2 protein-coding genes and 1 pseudogene are annotated in these 3,000 nt (G+C 28.0%); 2 read left to right on the top strand and 1 reads right to left on the bottom strand.

Annotation, left to right across the window (positions count from 1 at the left end):
* Window positions 1-22: 22 nt before the first annotated feature.
* Window positions 23-1,735, top strand: a pseudogene (locus ACERKK_RS12565) (methyl-accepting chemotaxis protein); the annotation flags it as partial.
* Window positions 1,736-1,993: 258 nt separating this feature from the next.
* On the opposite strand, the gene ACERKK_RS12560 reads toward ACERKK_RS12565, so the two are convergent.
* Entirely contained in the window at window positions 1,994-2,491 is a 498-nt protein-coding gene (locus tag ACERKK_RS12560) for a lactoylglutathione lyase family protein (protein ID WP_373773420.1), read from the bottom strand.
* 159 nt (window positions 2,492-2,650) lie between these two features.
* Here ACERKK_RS12560 and ACERKK_RS12555 point away from each other — a divergent pair, with 159 nt between their 5' ends.
* Window positions 2,651-2,998: a winged helix-turn-helix transcriptional regulator gene (locus ACERKK_RS12555; RefSeq protein ID WP_373773419.1), complete on the top strand. Its 348-nt coding sequence runs from the start codon at window positions 2,651-2,653 to the stop codon at window positions 2,996-2,998.
* Window positions 2,999-3,000 lie beyond the last annotated feature (2 nt).

The raw sequence follows: 3,000 nt of genomic DNA, 5'->3' as shown, positions 1-3,000 counted from the left end.
TAGTTCTGAAAAAGATAATAATATGGGAGCTTCATTACAAGCTTCTCATAGTATTAGAGCTTTACTTTTAGCAAGATTATATGTTGTTAAATATCTTCTATCAAATGAACAAGAAGATGCCTCAAGAGCTTATGCTGAGTTTAAAAACATGCAAGGTGAACTTGCTGAATTAAATGAGCAAATAAACTCTACTATAAGAAAAAATCAACTAACTGAAGTTATGTCACTTATTGATAGATACGTTTCTGGTGTAAAAGATATTGAATCAGATATAAAAAAACGTAATGATATAATTGAGAACTCTTTAAATATAATTGGACCAAATATTGCAAAAATTGCAGAAGATATTAAACTATCAATCAAAAAAGATCAAGATGAAATTGGACCAATGGTTGCTGCACTTGATAAAGAAATATATATAACATCATTAATCATATCTTGTATTGTTTTATTAATTGTTTTATTATCTGCTATTTTTATACCAAGAGAAATTTCTACTCAACTTGAAAAATTCAAAGATGGTCTTTTAGGTTTCTTCAAGTTTTTAAATAGAGAATCATCAAATGTACAAGCTTTAGATGATAGTTCTAAAAATGAAATTGGAACTATGGCAAAAGTTGTAAATGAGAATATTGAAAAAACAAAAAAAGGTATTCAAGATGATAGAGACTTTATTGACAATACAGTTGTAGTATTAAAAGAGTTTGAACAAGGTGACTTCTCTCAAAGAATTAAAATATCAAGTTCAAACCCTCCATTAGAAGAGCTTAAAAATGTACTAAACTCTATGGGAGAACATGTAGATAGTAATACAAGAGAAGTTCTTGATATATTAGATAAATATACTAACTATAACTTTATGGAAAAAGTTGAAACAAATAATGTAAAACACCACCTACTAGAACTTTCAGAAGGTGTAAATAAATTAGGTGAATCTATTATTAGTATGCTTTCAAATGAAAAAAGAGTTGGTCTTACACTTAGTGAATCATCAAATGTATTATTAGAAAATGTAAATATTTTAAATGATGTATCAAATGATGCAGCGGTATCTTTAGAAGAAACAGCAGCATCATTAGAAGAGATTACAAGTACAATTATTAGTAATACTGAAAATGTTGAAAAAATGGCAAGTTTTGCACATAGAGTTATTACATCAGTTGATGAAGGAAATAAACTAGCAACTCAAACTACTTTATCTATGGATGAAATAAATGAAAAAGTAAATGCGATTAATGAAGCAATTACAATAATCGATCAAATTGCATTCCAAACAAATATCCTTTCACTAAATGCTGCTGTTGAAGCAGCAACTGCTGGAGAAGCTGGTAAAGGTTTTGCAGTAGTTGCTCAAGAAGTAAGAAACTTAGCAAGTAGATCAGCAGAAGCTGCAAAAGAGATTAAAGATCTTGTTGAAAATGCTACAACAAAAGCTAATAATGGTAAAGCAATTGCTGATAAAATGATTCATGGTTATACTGAATTAAATCATAGTATTAAAAAAACTATTGAACTAATCAATCAAGTTGAAGAAGCATCTAAAGAGCAAAAATTTGGAATTGAGCAAATAAATGAAGCTGTATCACAACAAGATCAACAAACACAACAAATAGCAAGTGCTGCAACGCAAACTCATGAGATAGCTGTACATACATCACATATTTCAGAAAATATTGTACAAAATGTTAATGAAAAAGAGTTTCCTGGAAAAGATAAAATATTTGAAAGAAGAAATAGACAATATGATTTAGATTATGATCATGAAAGTTGTAGAAGAAGTTCAGAAAAAGTAATAAAAGAGCATAAAGTTAAAGCTGGAAAACCTGTATCATCTAACTCTTATAAAAGTACAAATAATGATAAAGTAAAAAATAAAGAAACAAAAATCGTATCAAATAATGATAAAGATGAATGGGAAAGTTTCTAAAATAAAGTAAAACAAAAATTACTAAAAGAGCAATGATAAATGCTCTTTTAGTATCTGTTTTAAAATCTACTTATAAGTTTCAGAATAAACTAACTCATAAGAGTGAGTGTAAATCTCTACAATATTTCCAAAAGGATCTTCACAATAAACCATTTTATATGGTTTTTCACCTGGGAAATACTCTCTAATTGGCATTCTTTGTTTTCCACCTGCTTCAATAATTTTTTTAGTTAAACCTTCAATATCAGGATCTTTAACACAAAAATGGAAAATTCCTGTTTGATATGGATTAAATTCATGTTTTGGTTTTACATTTTGCGGGAATTCAAATAATTCAATTCCAATAGTATCACTAGTTGAAAGATGAGCAATTTTAAAGCTTCCCCAACCTTCACCAAATACATCAATACACATTTGACCAATAGCTGTATTATTTTCTTCTAAAACTTCCGTTGGTTCCATCATTACATACCAACCCATTACTTCTTTATAAAACTTTACAGCCTCTTTTATATTTGGAACTGTAATTCCTACGTGTGAAAATGCTCTTGGATAATTGTTCATTTTTTAACTCCTTAGTTATGTTATAATTTATAAAACTTTAACGTAAAAATAGAGTAATTAGAAGAAGGCACTTATAAGTAGTTAGGTTACTTATTTGTTTCTCTTGCATATAATTCAAGGCTATAAAAGAATAAAAAATTTAATAATTTAAGGAATATAATGACTAGAGGCAATGATAAAATATATAAATACAATAAAAAAGAGTATAAATGTCCCCTAGAAGCTGCAATGGATTTGCTAGCTGGTAAATGGAGAGCATTAATAATATGGCACTTAATAAAAGAAGATTTAAGATTTTCTCAAATACAAAAAATAGTTCCAGGGATTTCAAAAAAAGTTTTATCAGAACACTTAAGAGTTATGGAGCAAAATGAGTTAATAGAAAGAACTGTCTATCCTGAAGTTCCTCCAAGAGTTGAATATAATATAACAAAAAAAGGTAAATCACTTTTTGAGCCATTAAACTACCTTGAAAATTGGGCTAAGCAAAACATGGAAAAGAAATAAAG

This window comes from Poseidonibacter sp. (genome assembly GCF_041821165.1).
GTDB lineage: Bacteria > Campylobacterota > Campylobacteria > Campylobacterales > Arcobacteraceae > Poseidonibacter.
This window is presented reverse-complemented; position numbering and strand designations above follow the sequence as displayed.